Origin of the sequence: Ruminococcus sp. NATIVEDY160 (genome assembly GCF_045819885.1) — a bacterium.
Taxonomy (GTDB): Bacteria; Bacillota; Clostridia; order Oscillospirales; family Acutalibacteraceae; genus Ruminococcoides.
Genome location: NZ_CP162391.1, coordinates 1,050,133 through 1,065,842, shown reverse-complemented (window position 1 = coordinate 1,065,842; position 15,710 = coordinate 1,050,133). Strand labels below are relative to the sequence as shown.

General features: G+C 49.9%; 14 protein-coding genes and 1 riboswitch. Of the genes, 6 read left to right on the top strand and 8 right to left on the bottom strand.

The window, feature by feature from the left end; translation table 11 throughout:
- Positions 1-39: 39 nt before the first annotated feature.
- The 8 genes from pulA to AB1I49_RS05175 form a co-directional block, all read right to left on the bottom strand.
- Positions 40-2,859, bottom strand: coding sequence for a type I pullulanase (gene pulA / locus AB1I49_RS05210; protein ID WP_407721562.1), 2,820 nt, complete (start codon positions 2,857-2,859; stop codon positions 40-42).
- Positions 2,860-3,077: 218 nt separating this feature from the next.
- On the bottom strand, positions 3,078-3,461 hold the full coding sequence (locus tag AB1I49_RS05205; RefSeq protein ID WP_316609671.1) for a metallopeptidase family protein: 384 nt from the start codon (positions 3,459-3,461) through the stop codon (positions 3,078-3,080).
- 17 nt (positions 3,462-3,478) lie between these two features.
- Complete coding sequence (gene rpoD, locus AB1I49_RS05200; protein WP_399552656.1) at positions 3,479-4,582, bottom strand: RNA polymerase sigma factor RpoD; 1,104 nt, start codon at positions 4,580-4,582, stop codon at positions 3,479-3,481.
- A 24-nt stretch (positions 4,583-4,606) separates the two neighbouring features.
- Positions 4,607-6,367, bottom strand: coding sequence for a DNA primase (gene dnaG, locus AB1I49_RS05195; protein ID WP_407721561.1), 1,761 nt, complete (start codon positions 6,365-6,367; stop codon positions 4,607-4,609).
- A 98-nt stretch (positions 6,368-6,465) separates the two neighbouring features.
- Positions 6,466-7,101: a YigZ family protein gene (locus AB1I49_RS05190; RefSeq protein ID WP_316613003.1), complete on the bottom strand. Its 636-nt coding sequence runs from the start codon at positions 7,099-7,101 to the stop codon at positions 6,466-6,468.
- 66 nt (positions 7,102-7,167) lie between these two features.
- On the bottom strand, positions 7,168-7,371 hold the full coding sequence (gene rpmE, locus AB1I49_RS05185) for a 50S ribosomal protein L31 (protein ID WP_092968808.1): 204 nt from the start codon (positions 7,369-7,371) through the stop codon (positions 7,168-7,170).
- Positions 7,372-7,462: 91 nt separating this feature from the next.
- Positions 7,463-9,406, bottom strand: coding sequence for a threonine--tRNA ligase (gene thrS / locus AB1I49_RS05180; RefSeq protein ID WP_316609678.1), 1,944 nt, complete (start codon positions 9,404-9,406; stop codon positions 7,463-7,465).
- A gap of 307 nt (positions 9,407-9,713) precedes the next feature.
- Positions 9,714-11,072: a hypothetical protein gene (locus tag AB1I49_RS05175; RefSeq protein WP_407721560.1), complete on the bottom strand. Its 1,359-nt coding sequence runs from the start codon at positions 11,070-11,072 to the stop codon at positions 9,714-9,716.
- A 166-nt stretch (positions 11,073-11,238) separates the two neighbouring features.
- Between AB1I49_RS05175 and AB1I49_RS05170 the strand changes: the two genes are divergently transcribed.
- The 6 genes from AB1I49_RS05170 (at position 11,239) to AB1I49_RS05145 (ending at position 15,706) form a co-directional block, all read left to right on the top strand.
- Positions 11,239-11,781 (top strand): hypothetical protein, encoded by a 543-nt coding sequence (locus AB1I49_RS05170; protein ID WP_316609680.1) that lies wholly within the window; start codon positions 11,239-11,241, stop codon positions 11,779-11,781.
- A gap of 32 nt (positions 11,782-11,813) precedes the next feature.
- A riboswitch (TPP riboswitch) is annotated at positions 11,814-11,924 on the top strand.
- A gap of 62 nt (positions 11,925-11,986) precedes the next feature.
- Positions 11,987-12,283, top strand: a complete 297-nt coding sequence (locus AB1I49_RS05165) for a thiamine-binding protein (protein ID WP_316609681.1) — start codon at positions 11,987-11,989, stop codon at positions 12,281-12,283.
- Positions 12,252-13,022, top strand: a complete 771-nt coding sequence (locus AB1I49_RS05160; protein WP_407721559.1) for an ABC transporter permease — start codon at positions 12,252-12,254, stop codon at positions 13,020-13,022. Before AB1I49_RS05165 ends, AB1I49_RS05160 begins: the two co-directional genes overlap by 32 nt.
- Positions 13,023-13,039: 17 nt before the next feature.
- Positions 13,040-14,074: an ABC transporter substrate-binding protein gene (locus AB1I49_RS05155; protein WP_316609683.1), complete on the top strand. Its 1,035-nt coding sequence runs from the start codon at positions 13,040-13,042 to the stop codon at positions 14,072-14,074.
- Entirely contained in the window at positions 14,075-14,815 is a 741-nt protein-coding gene (locus AB1I49_RS05150) for an ABC transporter ATP-binding protein (RefSeq protein WP_407721558.1), read from the top strand.
- 162 nt (positions 14,816-14,977) lie between these two features.
- The gene (locus AB1I49_RS05145) at positions 14,978-15,706 is read left to right on the top strand and encodes an ABC transporter ATP-binding protein (protein WP_316609685.1); all 729 of its coding nucleotides are present in this window, start codon (positions 14,978-14,980) and stop codon (positions 15,704-15,706) included.
- Positions 15,707-15,710: the final 4 nt, after the last annotated feature.

The window sequence follows — 15,710 nt, the reverse complement described above, 5'->3', positions numbered from 1 at the left end:
ATAATTATCTTGATTCCGCACGGAGCGGAAATATCTGACCTATTCGTCCGTATTTTCAATGATATCCATTTTCTTTCTCAGGCGCTCCCTGCGTGAATAGCGCGAGGTGAATACGGATACAACGCAAAGTACTCCGATCACTCCGAGAGCAATGATTACATACTTGAGCGCCTGGGCATATGGGTCGGGACGTGAAGAGTAGCGGAACAGAACATTGATTTCACCCTCGCGGAAAACGCCCGTGAAGTTTTCGGGAAGCTCAATCAGATTGAGATCCTCGTACTCGTTATCGGGAAGGGTGTACTCCTCTCCTGCCGAGCCGGTGATGGTGCTCTTTTCGATGATCCTGCCGTCGTCCGCCATATAAACCGCGTTGACTACGCAGACAGAAGCGTCGGTATCGTCGGTTACTCTGGTGTATTTATAATCAACGGTGATTTTCTCGCCCTTCATCTCGCCGGCGCCGTTATCGGGCATCTGGTCAAGAACAAGACGGTAGCCCTCTATACTTGGCAGACGCGGTGTGAAGTACGCATTGCCCTCTCTGTTGCGGATAATAAACGAATCCTCAAGCTCCGAGCCGTTTATATCGTCGATAAATCGGATCGTAACATCGCACATCTTGCCCGCGTATTTTTCTACATAAACATCTGCGTGCTTGACGGAATCCGTAAACTCGCCTCTGGTATCGCCCGATGATGATTTGATATCATAATTGAGCGCCGCGGCAAGTGCGTTAACATCAAAGGTCTTGCCTATAGCGTCGGATACCGCCTGCGTCTTTAGCTTTTCCTTGGTTGAATTATCGTAGTAATTGATAAATACAATACCCTCGCTGTCGGTGATACCCGCCTTCTCGTAGCTGCTCTTGTCAACATAAATAGCTGCTGAATGCGCCTTTACGCTGAGGTTGCCCGAGGCTGTGCCGAGGTTTCTCAGACCTGCCGATTCCTCGTTCGCGATCTGGATCCATTCGCCCTCAATACTTACGTTTTGATCATCGTCCGAGCCGTTGAAAACAGCACAGAGCTTGTTCCACTTGCCTGATTCCGTATTCGGTACAACATAGGCACATACGCCTGCAGGCAGATTTTCAAGAGTGGTGACGTTATTTGCGGTCGTCGCGGTGCTGTCGGTGAGCGCTGCAAAGGTCTCGCGGATTTTGAAAAGTCCGCGGTAGTATTCAACTATATCGCTGTAGTTTTCGAGGCTCTTCCAGTCGAGCATATTTTCCTCGCGTGACGAAGAGAATGAGTTCTCGTCGCCGTCCTTGCTGCGAGCGAATTCCTCGCCGCCGAGGAAGAACGGAATACCCTGAGAGGTCATTACGATCGCCGCCGAGAGCTTGTTCATCGCGACAAGATCCTCGTGGCGGTCGCGGTATGTGCCGTCGCCGTAAACTGAATCGACGAGCTTGTCGTAAAGCGCGAGATTGTCGTGGCAGGACGCGTAGGTCACGCACTGTGTAGGCGCGCTCGCCCAGCCTGTACTCGCCTCGGACTGACCGAGGAAGCCTGTTTTGATACCGGAGCGGTTCTTGCCTTTCTGTACAAAGCCCTCGCCGCCGCCGAAAACCTTGCCCTTGATCGCGTCACGGATACCGTCGTTGAAGGCACCGATGCGAGCGTTGAGCTGCTTGAGGTTATTCTGGTTTGCCATCACGGTTCCTGTGTCGGCGTTGGTTTCCATGTTCCATGCTTCGCCGTACATGATGATCTGCTTGCCGCTGCCGTCCTCATAAAGTCCGTCGAGCGCGTCGCGGATTGAGTTCATCGTGGTTACGTCGTGCAGACCCATAAGGTCAAAACGGAAGCCGTCAATGTGGTACTCCTTTGCCCAGTAGGTCACGGAGTCAATCATATATTTGCGGAACATCAGATGCTCGGAAGCGGTGTCGTTGCTGCAGCCCGAGCCGTTTGAGAAGGTTCCGTCGGGATTCATTCTGTAGTAGTAATTCGGGACGCTGTATTGGAACCATGAATCAGTGGAATATGTATGGTTGTAAACCACGTCCATGATAACGCCGATTCCCGCGTTATGGAGCGCCTGAATCATCTGCTTACATTCCTTGATGCGGACATTGCCGTCATATGGGTTGGTTGAGTATGAACCCTCGGGGCAGTTGTAGTTTACAGGGTCATAACCCCAGTTGTACTGCTCCATAATGTCCTTGCTCTCGTCAACGGAGCCGAAGTCGTACATCGGCATGATCTGGACGTACTTTACACCGAGCTTTTTGAGGTAGTCAACACAGGTCGGAGTTCCGCCCTGAACGCCGTCGATCGTGGTGCCGTTTTCGGTAAACGCAAGGAATTTTCCGCGGTGAGAGTCAATTACGCCGCTGCTCTCCGAGGAGGAAAAATCAGCTACGGAAATCTCCCAAACGGAAGCGTTGGTAGCATGAGGAACAAAGATATGTCTGTCGTTTTCCCAGTTGTCGGGGTTAGTCTTGCTGAGGTCAACTACCATCGATCGCTTGCCGTTTACGCCGCAGCCCTTCGCGTATATATCACCCGTCACATACTCGTCGTCGCCGTGCTTGACGGTGTAGGTGTAGTACATACCCGCGAGGTTTCCGTTGACGCCTACTTCCCAGACGCCCGTCTTTTTGTCAAAGCTCATTTCCTTGGTCGCGACTGTCTCGCCGCCCTCGTCCTCACTGCCCTTTTCGTAAACAGTAAGGGTAACGCCGTCAGCATAAGGCGACCAGAGCTTAAAGGTAGTGCCTTTTTCGGTAAAAGTCGCTCCCAAATCGGTGCCGTTATAAGCCCATTTGTCGAGCTTTGCCGCGTATGCCTGATAGTCCTTCTCACCTGCCGCGTTAGCCGCGGTCGCACACAGTCCACTCATCATTATCATACTCAATACTCCTGATATCAATCTTTTGAATTTCAACGCAATGCCTCCTATTTGGCGCATTTTATCATTATCATTGTATCACAAACAGCCAGCAATAATAATTCTTTATAAGAAATTTGCTCTTTAGGCAATCTATTTAGGTTGTAGAAAATTTTACTCCAATTATGTAAATGTTGCACAAGTAAACGGACAGACTGAAATAGCCTGTCCGTAAAATTTTACTTATTCGGTTTTACTCCGTTACGCTTAAGATAATCAACTATCTGCTCTTCGTCCCAGATTCCGAGATCGTCCGTGCCCGCGAGATACTCGTTGTGGTGCCTGACCTCGTGGTGTAGGATACGCGTCAGCTGGCGGTAGAGCTCTTCCCTGCCGACATGTCCGTATATGCGGACGATTGAGCCGTAGTAAAAAACGATCGCGTTGCCGAGGGAATTGCGTATGTACTCGCCGAGAATGAACAGGTCGTTGTGAAGCGCCTGCGGATGGATTTTTGTCTGCGGCAGAAGCGAAATGCCGCCGTTCAAGTCGCGGTACAGCTCGTACGGCATTGCGTCCGCTATCTGATCGAGCATCTGAGCGACATCTTCAAATTCATACATAATTCTAAAAAGGAATATTAGTAATCAAGGTAATCCTTGAGTTTTCTGCTGCGCGAGGGGTGACGGAGCTTTCTGAGAGCCTTCGCCTCGATCTGGCGGATACGCTCACGGGTCACATTGAACTCCTTGCCTACCTCCTCGAGGGTGCGGCTTCTGCCGTCCTCAAGACCGAAACGGAGACGGAGAACCTTCTCCTCACGGGGTGTGAGAGTTGAGAGCACGTCGGCGAGCTGCTCTCTGAGCATTGTGTGTGAAGCGGCGTCAGCGGGAGCGGGAGCGTCATTGTCGGGAATGAAGTCTCCGAGGTGGCTGTCCTCCTCTTCGCCGATAGGAGTTTCAAGAGAAACAGGCTCCTGCGCTACACGCATGATCTCGCGCACCTTGTCAACGGGCATATCGATCTCTTCTGCGATCTCGTCGGGAGTGGGCTCGTGACCGTTCTGGTGGAGAAGCTGGCTCTGAACCTTCTTGACCTTGTTGATGGTTTCAACCATGTGGACGGGAATACGGATCGTGCGTGCCTGGTCGGCAATCGCTCTGGTGATAGCCTGACGGATCCACCATGTCGCGTAGGTGGAGAACTTGAAGCCCTTTGTATAGTCGAACTTCTCAACCGCCTTGATAAGACCGAGGTTGCCCTCCTGGATCAGATCGAGGAACTGCATTCCTCTGCCGAGGTAGCGCTTGGCAATGCTGACAACAAGACGGAGGTTGGCTTCACTCAAGCGCTGCTTCGCGGCTACGTCGCCGTTTGAGATACGGATTGCGAGGTCAACTTCCTCATCGGAAGAAAGCAGCGGAACCCTGCCGATTTCTTTCAGGTACACCTTGACAGGGTCGTCGATGGCAAGACCCGTATCGGATACAGGTGCGGAAGAGTCGTCGTCCTTGGATTCCTCATAGGGGATTTCGATATCCTCGATTTTGATATCGACCATGTCCTCGATAATCTCGATACCCTGAGATTCAATTGCGTCATAGAGCTTTTCGAGCTTTTCGGGATCCATATCGGCTTCGCCGATTGCGTCGAGAATATCCTGGTTAGTCAGCGAACCCTTCTGCTTGCCTAACTCGACAAGCTCCTTTACCAGTGACCTTTTTTCCTGCTGTGCCATACGCACACACATCCTTTCCTTCTATTCCAATTATTTTTTATTTTTCCTCATATTCGCAAACAGCTTTGAGATATCATCGTCTGTCATACCGGCGGTATCCTTCGGACGTTCGCTCTCGGATTTGATGATCTGAATGCATTCGAAAAGCGCCTGCGGAGTCTGTGAGATTCCCGAGTATTTCGAGAGAATCTGATATATCCTCGACCGCTCATCGTCGCTGAAATCTGCCGTTACGTTGTTCATCGGGTCAAGTCCAGAATCTATTCTGCCACTGAAATACTCAAAATAACGCTTCATCAGCGAATTCTGAAAATCTTCTGCCGAGATGTACTGACGGATCGCCTTAAGCGAGTCCGGATTATTTATCAGATGAGCCAAAAGACTCTCCTCAGCACTGGTGCTTCTCAGCTTAGTATGCCGCTCCTTGTCGATTTTATCATTCGTACCGTTCAGCTCGGAGCGGATTTTCCGCATTTCCTTTTTGCGGTTCTCACGCTTGTTGCGGCTGCTGAGGTTATTTATCTGCAAATTAAATGCGTTTTTATCGATCTCAAACTCCTTGCAGAGCTTGGAAACATAGACATCGCGCTCAATCGGGCTTTTAATATCCGAAATCAGCCTTGCCGCGGCTTCGAGATAACCTACCCTGCCCTCTGATGTGGTAAGATTATAGTCCGCTCTCAGCTTCTGCAGACGGTAATCAACATCGTTGCCGCTCGCATCGATTATCGCCTTGAACGCTGCCGGACCGTCGGCACCCTTTGACTTGATGAACTCGTCGGGATCCTTGCCGTTCGGGATCGAGAGTACCCTGATGTTGAGCCCTGCCTCGCGAAGCAGCGGAATCGCCCTTGCCGTCGCCTTCTGACCTGCTTCGTCAGCGTCATAGCAGATAATGATCTCGTCGGCGTAGCGCTTCATAAGGCTCGCCTGCTCCGAGGTAAGAGCCGTTCCCAGCGACGCGACAGCGTTCTGAAAGCCCGCCTGATTGACGGAAATCACGTCCATATAGCCCTCGCAAAGAAGCAGCGCTCTGCTGCCGGAGTTCTTAGCGTTGTTAAGTGAAAAGAGGTTCTCGCTCTTCTTGAATACGGGAGTATCAGAGGAATTGAGATATTTCGGCTTTTCGTCAGTCATGATTCTGCCGCCGAAGGCGATTACATTTCCGCGCAAATCGATAATAGGGAACATAACGCGTCCGCGGAAACGGTCGATAACGCCCTTGCCGTTGCGCCGCCTTACCGAAAGGTTGGCGCTTATAAGCTCGTCGGGCTTGAAGCCCTTATCGATAAGATAGTCACTGAGAGCAGTCCAGCTGTCAGGAGCGAAGCCCAGTCCAAAGTGGCGGATAGTCGCGTCCGTGAGCATTCTGCGTCGGAGATAATCCTGTCCTGTTCTGCCAGCGGGAGAAATAAGCGTCCTGTAATAAAAACGCGCCGCCTCGCGGTTAGCTTCAAAAATCCGCTTGCGCAGATTGCTCATGCTGCTGTCGTAGGAATTGTCGGGAACCTCTATGCCCGCGCGCTGTGCAAGATAACGCACAGCGTCGAGGTAATCGAGGTTTTCTATTTTCATTATAAATGAAATAACGTCGCCCGACGCACCGCAGCCAAAGCAGTAGAAGGAGTCTGTTTCCGTATATATATTGAAAGACGGCGTTTTTTCACCGTGAAACGGACACAGGCCGACCATGTTCCTGCCGCGCCGTTTAAGACTTATGTAGTTGGAAATGACTTCGGTAATATCATTTCTCGCTTTTAACTCGTAAATAAAGCCCTCGGGAAAAGCCAAAAAAACGCCTCCTTTCCCGCAGTTCTCCTGAAAAAATGGTATTCTAAATATTATTACGCCGTTTTTTTCCGATATCCTTTATTTTTTTCAAAAAATATTCAGGAATTTAGCGGCGTCATAAAATATGATTCTCCGTCAGATTCCGCCTGCACCTCGCCCGAGGTCGCGTCCGCAAGCTTCTTGTTAAGCTGCGAAAGCTGCTCAGGCGGAATGTGGAACTTGATTTTTACATCCGATTCGTATATTGTATCGTCTATTGTCGCGCCGTTTTCCATAACAAGAGAGCTGACCTTGCCGTAGCGGTTGTAGCTGCACGAAACCCCGCAGAGCGAACATGACTGCATCAAAACAATTCCGCCGGACTCAAGGGCGATCTTGCTTCCCTGCGAATACGCGCGCACCAGACCGCCTGTACCCAGCAGCACGCCGCCGAAATAACGGGTAACGACAACGCAGACATCATAGATCTCATTTTTGACAATTACGTCGAGCACAGGCATACCTGCCGTGCCCGATGGCTCGCCGTCGTCGCTGTAGCGCTTGATATTGCCCTCGCGCAAGGAATATGCGTAGACATTGTGACGCGCGTCCCAGTGCTCGCTGCGCTTCTGATTGATGAAAGCCACAGCCTCTTCCTCGGTTTTGACGGGCTTGACGTAGCCGATAAAGCGCGAACGCTTCTCGACAAATTCGTCGCTCGCCTCACGCGCAACGGTCTTGTAATCCTTATTCACGGCAGTTCCCCTCCTCAAACGAAAATAAGGCGACACAAGCGTGCCGCCTTTGAGCTTCGAAAAATGTTATTTCGCAATGTTGAAACGCTTCTTGAATCTGTCAACACGTCCGCCTGTATCAACAAGCTTCTGCTTTCCTGTGTAGAAAGGATGGCACTTTGAGCAGATTTCAACGCGGATGTCCTTCCTTGTTGATCCTGTTTCAATTACATTACCGCAAGCACAAGTGATTGTGGTCTGCTCATACTTAGGATGGATGTTTTCTTTCATTCTTTTCACCTACTTCTTTACACAATTAACAGATAGATTATACTACATCTATTTACAAATTGCAAGAGTTTTTTTCAAATTTGCGATATTTTTACTTGATAGCCTTTGTTTCGATCTCTTCCTTAGCGAGAGCGATGAAGTCGGAGAGCTGCATTGCGCCGAGGTCGCCCTCTTTTCTGTGGCGGACAGAAACTGTGCCTGCCTCGATATCCTTGTCGCCTACGATGAACATATAGGGAACCTTCTCGAGCTGCGCCTCGCGGATCTTATAGCCGATTTTCTCACTTCTGCTGTCAACCTCAACGCGGAAGCCCTCAGCCTCAAGCTGCTTCTTGATCTCGTAAACATAGTCGAGGTGTCTGTCTGCAACAGCAAGCAACTTGATCTGTGTGGGAGCAAGCCACAGCGGGAACGCGCCTGCATACTTCTCGATAAGAAGCGCGAGAGTTCTCTCGTAGCAGCCGATCGAGGTACGGTGGATAATGAACGGGTGCTTTTTCTCGCCGTCGCGGTCAACATATTCCATGTCGAACTTCTCAGCGAGATACGGATCAATCTGAATTGTAATCAGGGTATCCTCTTTGCCGTAGACATTCTTGATCTGAATATCGAGCTTCGGACCGTAGAACGCAGCCTCGCCGACGCCGATCTCGTACTTGATTCCGAGGTGGTCGAGGATCTTGCCCATCATATCCTGAACATTATCCCACTCCTCCTGAGTGCCGATATACTTGGCGCGGTCGTCGGGATCCCACTGGGAGAAACGGTAGGAAACGTCCTCATACAAGCCTACTGTCTTGAGCATAAAAGCCGCAAGCTCTACGCACTTCTTGAACTCGTCCTCGAGCTGCTCGGGTGTGCACATGAGGTGTCCCTCTGAAATTGTGAACTGGCGCACACGGATCAAGCCGTGCATTTCACCCGAAGCCTCGTTGCGGAACAGAGTTGAGGTCTCGTTGTATCTGAGCGGCAGGTCGCGGTAGGAACGCTGCTTGTTGAGATATGCCTGATACTGGAACGGGCATGTCATCGGACGGAGAGCGTATACCTCGCTGTCGCTGTCGGGATCGCCGAAAATGAACATGCCGTCCTGATAGTGATCCCAGTGTCCGCTGATTTTGTAGAGGTCGCTCTTAGCCATAAAGGGAGTCTTTGTAAGCAGCCAGCCGCGCTTCTGTTCCTCGTCCTCGACAAAGCGCTGGAGAAGCTGGATCACTCTCGCGCCCTTTGGAAGCAAGATGGGAAGTCCCTGACCGATATAGTCAACTGTTGTGAAGAAGCCCATCTCTCTGCCGAGCTTGTTGTGATCGCGCTTGCGGGCTTCGGCAAGCTGTGTCAGGTGCTCCTCGAGCATTGAAGCCTTCGGGAATGCGACGCCGTATACGCGGCAAAGCTGTGCCTTGCTCGCGTCGCCGCGCCAGTATGCGCCTGTGCAGTTTGTGAGCTCAACCGCCTTGATCGGAGCGACGCTCATGAGGTGAGGACCCGCGCAGAGGTCAACAAACTCTCCCTGCTTGTAGAAGCTGATGTTCTCGCCCTTGTCCGTGTGCTCCTTGGCAAGCTCAACCTTGTAAGGCTCGTCCATCTCTGTAAGCTTAGCGATTGCCTCATCGGGAGCAAGCTCGAAACGGCTGATTTCAAGACCGGACTTGACAATCTTCTTCATTTCAGCCTTGATCTTTTCCAAATCCTCTGCCGAGAAGGGCTTCTCGACATCAAAGTCATAGTAGAATCCGCTGTCGATAGCGGGACCGATCGCGCATTTTGCATTGGGATAAAGTCTTTTTACCGCCTGTGCAAGAACGTGTGAAGCCGAATGCCAGAATGCCTTCTTGCCTTCCGCGTCGTCGAAGGTCAGCAGCTCAACCTTGCAGTCCTCATTGATAGGGGTGCGCAGGTCACATACCTCGCCGTTGATTTTGGCAGCGCATACGGACTTATAAAGACCCATGCCGATTGACTTTGCGATTTCAGCGGGCGATACTCCTGCGTCAAACTCCTTGACGACGCCGCCCTTTAACTCAATGTTAATCATCTTTCATTCTCCTTTATCTGAAATAATTGTTTATAAAAAGAAAGCCCCAATATTCCATAAAGGAATATTGGGACGAAGTTACTCGTGGTTCCACCCAAGTTCGACAGCTTGCGCTGTCCTCAAAAACCTTAACGCGGTTAATACGCCGCGCCATTTCCTGCACGGGCTCAAAGGCGGTAAGCAACAGTGCCGGATACAAGGCTTTCACCAAACGCCCTGCTCTCTGAAAGCGGCTTTCTGAGACTCATGTCCTTCTCAACGCTTTTTATTATTTAATATAATATCACCGAATCAGCCGTTTGTCAACTCAGATTTTGCTGTCAAGCTCATCGAGCAGATCCGCAACATCGCTGCGTGATTTTTTCACAGGAGCAGGCTGAGCTTTTTGAACAGGTCTTCTGTTCACAGCAGGCTCGGGCTTTGCTTCAACAACAGGCTCGGGCTTAGTTTCTACAACCGGCTCGGGCTTTGCTTCAACAGCAGGCTCGGGCTTTGCTTCAGCAACAGGCTCGGGCTGCGGTTCCTGCGATGCCTTCTGAGAATTATCGCCGTAACCGACCACAAAATCGCTGTCATTGGTTTTTGCCTTTTCTGCACTGGTGAGATAAGGAACGGGCTCGTCATCTACAGGCGCCTGATAACCGATGATAAAATCGTCAAGACCCTTTGCATTCAGATAATACTCAGACGGTCTGACGTCAGCTGCAGGCTCGGGATTATCCGCAGACTCGGAATCGGCTTTTGCCTCAGCAGTTCCTGCCTTATCATCCGAAAAAACCAACTCATCATAGCTTTCGGTTTTGATGTACTTCTTCTCTTCCTCTGTAGCTTCGTCCGAGTTGGGAAGTCCGTCAATCACCTTGAGCTCATCCTTAGTGAGCGAATTGAACGCCATCTCTGTGATGAACGAAATCGCATACGCACCAAGCACAAAGAACATTCCCGCATTGAGTACGGAAGTGTATCCGCCGCCTTCCTGAATACCGGTAAAGAGACGGTAAATGCTGTATGAAAGCGCAAGCGCAACAGCAGGTAAGCCGTAAATAAAGCAAGCCTTGACGGGACTTCTGCCCTTGACTCTCGAAAGCACCATCGCGTGCGAGAAGTAGTAGAGAGAAAGGAAAATAAAGCAGAACAACGGAGTCATGTCCGTCGCGGAAATAGACACCTTTGTCGCCTCAAGAAACTCATATACAATCTCGGTACAACCCCAGATAGCGGGAAATACAAAGAGAGTGGATAGTCCGGAAACGACGGTTTTGCCCTGTAAATGAATGCGGGTCATCAGGAAAAACGCAATACCTGCGGGAATAGACGCGATCGCACTGATGAGCGACATAACGTAATATTCCGAATCAGTTGTGCTGTTCATAAAGGTCGCTACGGAGCTTGCTATCACCATCGCTCCGGAAAGAGCAGATAATATAGCCGCGGCGATATTCTTTTTGACAGGATAAACAGGCGATGTTTTCCTGTCGAATATATTGATGATAATACACGCGACAAAGAGTACTGCCGCAATTCCGATTGCTGTGTAAGACACAGCCATTTTGTCCATTCCCAAAAAATGACCGCTGTCGTCCGCGCCGAAAATACTCATAACGCGGAAAATAATCATTGCAAGAGCAGCGGGAATAAAGGGAATCAGCGTAAATTTTACTTTCATAAAACTCTCCGTTCTGAAAATGAGCTGCTATACAGGGGTATTTTTCCCCAAATACGTACATATTATATTTTAAGACAAACACGCGCTGTTGTCAAGAAATATTTAATTACAAAGTATGGTGCATGAGTAACAAAATTCTTGTGCGAAATAAAGGGTTGATTTGGATTTGAAAAGAAAAATCGCGGTTTTTTCCCTTTTGCTCATCGTCATGGCGTTTATTCCCGCGATAATTGTGTGCAGAGATAATCAGCGCTTTGACAGTACCGCAGATAACAGTAATGACGAAATAATAGCCCTTGCCGCAGAGCTTTGCGAAGATGATTTTTGTGATGAAGCCGTAAAGGCAATGGTAATTCTGGCAAATACTGATTATCCAACTGTAAAAGCCTCCGATAATAATTCTGATAATGAATATTATTTACTTGCAAAGCATTATTATAATTCCAACAGAGAACTATACATACAAAAGGGTGGTAGTAAAATGTATATTCCATACGCAGAATCGTCAAACGGTGCGACTGTTTCCAATGAAAAATATCCCTATCTGATTCCAACCGCGTCACCGTGGGACTGTCTTGACCCTGACTATGAAAAAAACAGTGTATGCGCCGGGGTGAGTCTCAGAGGTGTGGATTACCTCTGCAGGCGAGGCTTTTCCGCCGAGGAGGCTCTGCTGCATTATCTGACAGGTTTCGAAATTAAAGCTTGACATCAGCGGAAATTCGTTGTATGCTAGGTATGAAATAAACGCAGGGGTGTCCGCTGAAGCGGGCTGAGAATGGGCTGTTTCGTCCTTACCCTCTAACCTGATTCGGATAATGCCGACGTAGGAAGCTCGTTTCAAAACGTAATTTTGAGCGCCGCGGCTATCCGCAGCGCTTTTATTTTATACTAATAATAAGGAGAAATGTAAAATGAACGCAAGCGTAGCAATCCAGACTCTGCCGGAAGCGAAGAACGACGACGAGCTTATCCGCATTGTCGACGAAGTCATCGACTATATCAAGAGCACAGGACTTAACTACTATGTAGGCCCGTTTGAAACCGCGATTGAGGGTGATTACGACGAGCTGATGGATATTGTCAAGGAGTGCCAGCACATCGCGATCAGGGCAGGTGCGCCTTCCGTGCTCGCATACATCAAAGTAACGTACAAGCCCGAGGGAGATGTGCTGACAATTGAAAAGAAAGTTACCAAACACCACCAATAAGATCGTACCGCCGCTCGCAGCGATATTGATTCTGCTTATTATCTGGCAGGTGGTGAGCATGACGGAGCTTGTACCCTCGTTCATGCTGCCATCGCCCGTTGAGGTCGTACAAGCTTTGATAGCGGACTTTCCGCTTCTGCTAAGTCATGCGGGCGTAACGCTGCTCGAAACCTTCATCGGCCTGATCATCGGTATCATCGTGGGCTTCGGTCTCGCGGTGCTGATGGACAGGTTTTCGGTTATCAGACACGCGCTCTATCCGCTGATCGTGCTGACGCAGACGATCCCCACCGTAGCCATAGCACCTCTGCTTGTGCTTTGGTTCGGCTACGAGATGCTGCCGAAAATCATTCTGATAGTGCTGGTGGTATTCTTCCCCATCGCTGTCAACATGCTGGACGGCTTTCGGTCGGTTGACAGGGACACCGTCAGCCTTCTGCGCTCGATGGGCGCGGGCGACAAACAGATTTTCCGTTACGTCAAGTTCCCTGCGGCACTCGGAGACTTTTTCGCGAGTCTCAAAATTTCAGTCTCATACGCGGTTGTCAGCGCCGTCATTTCCGAATGGCTGGGCGGCTTCAACGGCTTGGGAGTATACATGACAAGGGTTAAAAAGGCGTATTCCTTTGACAAGATGTTCGCCGTCATATTCCTGATTTCGGCTCTCAGCATGATCCTGATGTGGCTTGTTAAGATTTTGCAGAAGAAATGCATGCCTTGGAATAACAAAAAGGGATAATAAAAGGAGTAATACTAATGAAAAAAAGAATTCTTGCCGCTGTAATGGCAGCTGCGATGCTCACACTCGGTATGGCAGGCTGCGGCAGCGCCAACAACAGCAACAGTGAAAACAACGAAACGGCAACAACCGCCGCTTCCGCCGAGAAAACAAAAGTCACCTTTGTGCTCGACTGGACGCCCAACACAAACCACACAGGTCTGTATGTAGCTCAGGAAAAGGGCTACTTTGACGAGGCAGGTCTTGAGGTCGAAATCGTTCAGCCGCCTGAGGACGGCGCCGAGGCTCTTGTCGGCACAGGCAAGGCTCAGTTCTGCATGACCTTCCAGGACACCATGCTTCCCACCGTTGTAGGCGACACAAAGATGCCCATTGAGGCTGTCGCGGCTGTACTTCAGCACAACACCTCGGGTATTATCTCCCGCAAGGGCGAAGGCATCGACACACCTAAGGGTCTTGAGGGCAAGAAGTACGCAACATGGGATCTGCCGATTGAGAAGGCGACTCTTAAGCAGGTTATCGAGGACGACGGCGGTGACTTCGACAAGGTCGAGCTGATTCCCAGCACCGTTACCGACGAGGCCTCCGCTCTGCAGAGCAAGTCCGTAGACGCTATATGGGTTTACTACGGCTGGGCAGGCATCGCCACAAAGCTCAAGAACGTAGACACCGACTACTTCTATTTCAAGGACATCAACCCCGTATTCGACTATTACACTCCCGTTATTGCGGGCAACACCGACTGGATGAGCGAAAACCCCGACAAGACAAAGGCTTTCCTCACCGCTCTGAAAAAGGGTTACGAGTACAGCATTGAAAATATTGATGACGCAGCCGACATTCTCGTCAAGGCAGCTCCCGAGCTTGACAAAGAACTGGTTCTCGAAAGCCAGAAATATATGGCCGATCAGTACAAGGCTGAGGTTGAGCAGTGGGGTTACATTGACGCAGCGAGATGGAATGCGTTCTACAACTGGATTAACGAGAAGAAACTCCTCGAAGTGGAGATTCCCGAGAACACAGGCTTTACAAACGAGTATCTGGAGAAATAAATGAACAGGCTTGAAGCCAGGAATATCACATATTCCTACGACAACAAGGTCAATGTAATCGAAAACATTCAGCTTTCCGTCGGCGAAGGCGAGATCGTCTGCCTGCTCGGTGTGAGCGGCGGCGGCAAAACCACGCTGTTCAACGTAATTTCGGGTCTGAACCGTCCGCAGCAGGGTGAAATCCTGCTCGACGGCGAGGATATCACAGGCGTACCGGGAAAAATCAGCTATATGCTGCAGAAGGACCTGCTCCTTCCCTACCGCACAATTGAGGCAAACGCCGCTCTGCCTCTGATTATCAGGGGCGTAAAGAAAAAGGAAGCTATCGCTAAGGTCAACCCGTATTTCGCGGAATTCGGACTTGAGGGCACCCAGAAGATGTATCCGTCTGAGCTCTCGGGCGGTATGCGGCAAAGAGCCGCGCTACTGAGAACATATATGGCATCAAGCAGCGTCGCGCTGCTCGACGAACCGTTCAGCGCTCTCGATACTCTCACAAAAAGCGAAATGCACCGCTGGTTCCTGAATGTTATGGAAAAAATCGACCTCTCGATTCTGTTTATCACCCACGATATCGACGAAGCTATTCTGATCTCAGACAGAATTTATCTTCTCGGCGGCAAGCCCGGTACAATAACCGACGAGATTATCATAAACGAACCGAAACCGAGAAGGTCTGATTTCAACCTGACAGATGAATTTTTACAGTACAAACGACAAATAATAAGTAAGCTGTGCTAAGCTTTACATAAATGCCTTGTCCGGCGCTTTGCCGGGCGGGGCATTTCTTATTACATTTAACGCAATACAGTACAGCGAGTGAAATGGCGCCCGTTTTTACTTGCTTTTTGTCCGTCTTTGTTATATAATTATCAAAAGAATAACTATACGGGAGAAGAAAACATGCTGGAACTGAAAAACCTCTCATTCAGCGTAGAGGAAAACGGAAAGCAGAAGGAAATTCTGCACGATTTGAATTTGAAAATTGACAACAGCCGTTTTGTTGTTATTACAGGCCCGAACGGCAGCGGCAAATCCACGCTCGCAAAGCTGATTATGGGCATTGAAAAGCCCACCTCGGGTCAGATTATTTTTGACGGCGAGGACATTACAGAACTGTCTATCACCGAACGTGCTAAACGCGGTATCAGCTTTGCCTTTCAGCAGCCTGTCCGCTTTAAGGGTATTCGCGTCCATGACCTGCTCAGACTCGCGGCAGGCAAAGATATTACCATAGCGGAAGCGTGCAACTACCTCTCTGAGGTCGGACTCTGCGCAAGGGATTATATCGAACGCGAAATCAACTCTTCCCTCTCGGGCGGCGAGCTCAAGAGAATTGAAATCGCAACGCTGCTCGCGCGCCAGACAAAGCTGAGCGTATTTGACGAGCCTGAGGCAGGCATTGACCTCTGGAGCTTCCAGAACCTTATCCGCATTTTCGAGAATATGCAGAAGGAAATCAAGGACAGCTCAATCATCATTATTTCACATCAGGAAAGAATTCTTCGCATCGCCGACGAAATCGTTCTGCTCTCGGGCGGCACGATCAAAAAGCAAGGCAGCGTCGAGGATATTCTTCCCGAACTGATCGGCACAACAGCGGCGGTAGACGCCTGTGAAAGACTAAAGTAAGGAG